Origin of the sequence: Streptomyces sp. S3(2020), assembly GCF_013044505.1 — a bacterium.
Lineage (GTDB): Bacteria > Actinomycetota > Actinomycetes > Streptomycetales > Streptomycetaceae > Streptomyces.
Map to the genome: position 1 here is coordinate 1 of NZ_JABERD010000400.1, position 4,267 is coordinate 4,267.

Consider the following 4,267-nt stretch of genomic DNA (forward strand, 5'->3'; position numbering starts at 1 on the left):
CCCTTCGACCCCGGTCCCTGGGGGCTGCGCCCCCAGACCCCCGTCGGTCCTGAAGGGGCCTTGTCCTCAAACGCCGGACGGGCTGAAAGGCGAACACGGGAGGGGTCGAAGGTGTGGGCTGTTGTCAGGTGGCGGGTGGGGTTGGGGGTGTTTGTGACGGTAGGTAGGGGGCTGTTGATGGGAGGCCCAGGTCTGAGGGGAGTAGGGAGCCGATCCAGCAGTCTCGTCGTACGCCCTTGTTGTTGACCGCGGAGCGGAGGGTGCCTTCGAGGGTGAAGCCGGCGCGTTGGGCCACCGCGCGGGAGGGGGCGTTGCCCACTTCCGCGCGCCATTCGATGCGGTCGATGGAGAGGGCTGTGAAGGCCCAGCGGGCGGTCGTGGTGGTGGCCTCGGTGATGTAGCCGTTGCCGCGGTGTTCCTTGGTGGCCCAGAAGCCGATCTCGGCGACGCCGAGGGAGCGCATGGTGATGCCGAGCATGCCGACGAGTTCGCCGGAGGGGAGGAAGGCGCCGAAGGTGAACATGGAGTCGTCGGCCCAGCCGTCCGGGGCGAACTGTTCCGTGAAGGCCTGTGCGTGCTCGTGGAGATAGGGCGAGGGGAACTGGGAGAGCCAGCGCTGCATCTCGGGGTCCTGGGCGGCGGCGTACACGGCGTCGGTGTCGTCGGGACCGACGGTGCGCAGGACCAGGCGGCCGGTGGTGAGCGTGACGGGTTCCATCGGTCGATTCTGCTCGGGGGCTCGGTGAGGGCGCCATCATTTTGCTTTGTGTGAGCGGGTGATCACAGTTCGCGCAAATCATCGGAGGGACGCGGCACCATCGGCGACCTCCGTCCGTTGTCCCCTTTGACGGAGATTTGAAGCAGCGGACGGTCGGCGTCCTCGGCAGGCTCCCGGCGTGGCCGGGTCCTCGCATACGATGGCCGTTGCTCAGTCAAGTCAAATGGAAACCGACCGTCCCAGGCCCGACCGGCAAGGAGACTTACCCCCGTGTCCGTCCTCTCGAAGATCATGCGTGCAGGCGAAGGCAAGATCCTGCGCAAGCTGCACCGCATCGCGGACCAGGTCAACTCCATCGAAGAGGACTTCGTCGACCTCTCCGACGCCGAGCTGCGGGCCCTCACTGATGAGTACAAGCAGCGGTACATCGATGGTGAGACGCTGGACGACCTGCTGCCCGAGGCGTTCGCCACCGTGCGCGAGGGCGCCAAGCGCGCGCTCGGCCAGCGTCATTACGACGTGCAGATCATGGGTGGCGCGGCCCTCCACCTCGGCTATGTGGCCGAGATGAAGACCGGTGAGGGCAAGACCCTCGTCGGCACGCTGCCCGCGTATCTGAACGCGCTGTCCGGCAAGGGCGTCCACCTGATCACGGTCAACGACTACCTGGCCGAGCGCGACTCCGAGATGATGGGCCGCGTCCACAAGTTCCTGGGCCTGGAAGTCGGTTGCATCCTCGCCAACATGACGCCCGCCCAGCGCCGTGAGCAGTACGCGTGCGACATCACGTACGGCACGAACAACGAGTTCGGCTTCGACTACCTGCGCGACAACATGGCGTGGTCCAAGGACGAGCTCGTCCAGCGCGGCCACAACTTCGCGATCGTCGACGAGGTCGACTCCATCCTGGTCGACGAGGCCCGTACGCCGCTGATCATCTCCGGCCCGGCCGACCAGGCCACCAAGTGGTACGGCGACTTCGCCAAGCTGGTCACCCGCCTGAAGAAGGGCGAGGCCGGCAACACCCTGAAGGGCATCGAGGAGACCGGCGACTACGAGGTCGACGAGAAGAAGCGCACGGTCGCCATCCACGAGCCCGGTGTCGGCAAGGTCGAGGACTGGCTGGGCATCGACAACCTCTACGAGTCGGTGAACACCCCTCTGGTGGGCTACCTGAACAACGCCATCAAGGCGAAGGAGCTCTTCAAGAAGGACAAGGACTACGTCGTCATGGACGGCGAAGTCATGATCGTCGACGAGCACACCGGCCGTATCCTCGCCGGCCGCCGCTACAACGAGGGCATGCACCAGGCGATCGAGGCGAAGGAAGGGGTGGACATCAAGGACGAGAACCAGACACTCGCCACGATCACCCTCCAGAACTTCTTCCGCCTCTACAAGCGCCACGACCACAACGACAAGGAACAGCCCGGCCTCTGCGGCATGACCGGTACGGCGATGACCGAGGCCGCCGAGTTCCACCAGATCTACAAGCTCGGCGTCGTCCCGATCCCGACCAACCGGCCCATGGTCCGCAAGGACCAGTCGGACCTGATCTACCGCACCGAGGTCGCGAAGTTCGAGGCGGTCGTCGACGACATCGTCGAGAAGCACGAGAAGGGCCAGCCGATCCTCGTCGGTACGACGTCGGTCGAGAAGTCCGAGTACCTCTCGCAGCAGCTCAGCAAGCGCGGCGTCCAGCACGAGGTGCTGAACGCCAAGCAGCACGACCGGGAGGCGACGATCGTCGCCCAGGCCGGCCGCAAGGGCGCCGTGACCGTGGCCACCAACATGGCCGGCCGTGGTACCGACATCAAGCTCGGCGGCAACCCCGAGGACCTCGCCGAGGCGGAGCTGCGCCAGCGCGGCCTCGACCCCGAGGAGCACATCGAGGAGTGGGCGCACGCCCTGCCCGCCGCCCTGGAGCGGGCCGAGCAGGCGGTCAAGGCGGAGTTCGAGGAGGTCAAGGACCTCGGTGGGCTCTACGTCCTCGGCACCGAGCGGCACGAGTCCCGTCGTATCGACAACCAGCTGCGCGGCCGTTCCGGCCGTCAGGGCGACCCGGGCGAGTCCCGCTTCTACCTGTCGCTCGGCGACGACCTGATGCGTCTGTTCAAGGCCCAGATGGTCGAGCGCGTCATGTCGATGGCGAACGTCCCGGACGACGTGCCGATCGAGAACAAGATGGTCACGCGCGCGATCGCGTCCGCCCAGTCGCAGGTCGAGCAGCAGAACTTCGAGACGCGTAAGAACGTCCTCAAGTACGACGAGGTCCTCAACCGTCAGCGCGAGGTCATCTACGGCGAGCGTCGCCGCGTCCTGGAGGGCGAAGACCTGCAGGAGCAGGTCGTGCACTTCATGGACGACACGATCGACGAGTACGTCGGTGCGGAGACCGCGGAGGGCTTCGCGGAGGACTGGGACCTCGACCGGCTGTGGGGCGCGTTCAAGCAGCTCTACCCGGTGAAGATCACCGTCGAGGAGCTGGAGGAGGCGGCCGGCGACCGTGCCGGGCTGACCGCCGACTTCATCTCCGAGTCCATCAAGGACGACATCCACGATCAGTACGAGTCCCGTGAGGGGCAGCTCGGCTCCGAGATCATGCGTGAGCTGGAGCGCCGGGTCGTGCTGTCGGTCCTGGACCGCAAGTGGCGCGAGCACCTCTACGAGATGGACTACCTCCAGGAGGGCATCGGCCTGCGCGCGATGGCGCAGAAGGACCCGCTGGTCGAGTACCAGCGCGAGGGCTTCGACATGTTCACCGCCATGATGGAGGGCATCAAGGAGGAGTCCGTCGGCTACCTGTTCAACCTGGAGGTCCAGGTCGAGCAGCAGGTCGAGGAGGTCCCGGTCGAGGACGACAAGCCGTCGCTCGACAAGCAGGACTCGGTGCCGGCGCAGGCGGGCGCGCGTCCGGAGATCCGTGCGAAGGGGCTTGACGCTCCGCAGCGTCGGGATCTGCACTTCTCCGCGCCGACCGTGGACGGCGAGGGTGGTGTCGTCGAGGGCGAGTTCGCCGATGACGACGAGCCGGTGCGCTCCGAGGCGGACGGTCTGACGCGGGCGGAGCGGCGCAAGCAGTCGCGTGGGCGGCGCCGTAAGAAGTGACGGTGTCCACGACGCTGTAGCTGTTTGAAGGGCCGGGTCACCGTCGGGTGGCCTGGCCCTTCGGCGTTCGTCTGCGGCTGGTCGCGTGGCGCCGTCAGTCCTCGTCCGTGCGGCCGCCCCTGGGGCCGCCCAGTTCCACCGCCGCGCAGCGCCAGCGGCGGTCCTGGCCCTGTTCCAGGCGGAAGGCCATGGCGCGGAGCTGGTCGCCCGCGCCGATGCGGGCGAAGGCCTCGACCGCGCCGTCGCGGGGGACGTAGTAGCCGATGTCGCGGACGACGGGGCGGGTGCCGTGGGTGCGCAGGGGGCCGCGTTCGGCGAGCACGGCGAGTTCGTCGTAGGCCTGGCCGACGGTGTGCCGGAGCATCGAGTGGACGGGGCGCCGGCCGCTGAGGACCGCGAGCAGGAGGTCGGCGAAGAGGTCGGTGGGGCGGGGCTGGGGGA

Annotated in this window: 3 protein-coding genes; 1 reads left to right on the forward strand and 2 read right to left on the reverse strand. The window is 67.5% G+C overall.

The window, feature by feature from the left end; translation table 11 throughout:
* Positions 1 to 124 precede the first annotated feature (124 nt).
* Complete coding sequence (locus HLK59_RS48545; RefSeq protein WP_171148088.1) at positions 125 to 718, reverse strand: GNAT family protein; 594 nt, start codon at positions 716 to 718, stop codon at positions 125 to 127.
* Positions 719 to 988: 270 nt separating this feature from the next.
* Here HLK59_RS48545 and secA point away from each other — a divergent pair, with 270 nt between their 5' ends.
* Positions 989 to 3,826 carry a preprotein translocase subunit SecA gene (gene secA, locus HLK59_RS48550; protein ID WP_171148089.1) on the forward strand — a complete coding sequence of 946 codons (2,838 nt, stop codon included), beginning with the start codon at positions 989 to 991 and terminating at the stop codon, positions 3,824 to 3,826.
* 94 nt (positions 3,827 to 3,920) lie between these two features.
* On the opposite strand, the gene HLK59_RS48555 is transcribed toward secA, so the two are convergent.
* Positions 3,921 to 4,267: Rv3235 family protein (locus HLK59_RS48555; protein ID WP_240983077.1), on the reverse strand; the 347-nt coding region annotated here is incomplete at its 5' end.

Excerpts from the sequence above, each read along its gene's own strand:
- HLK59_RS48545 (WP_171148088.1), bottom strand. The coding sequence starts at position 718 with ATGGAACCCGTCACGCTCACCACCGGCCGCCTGGTCCTGCGCACCGTC.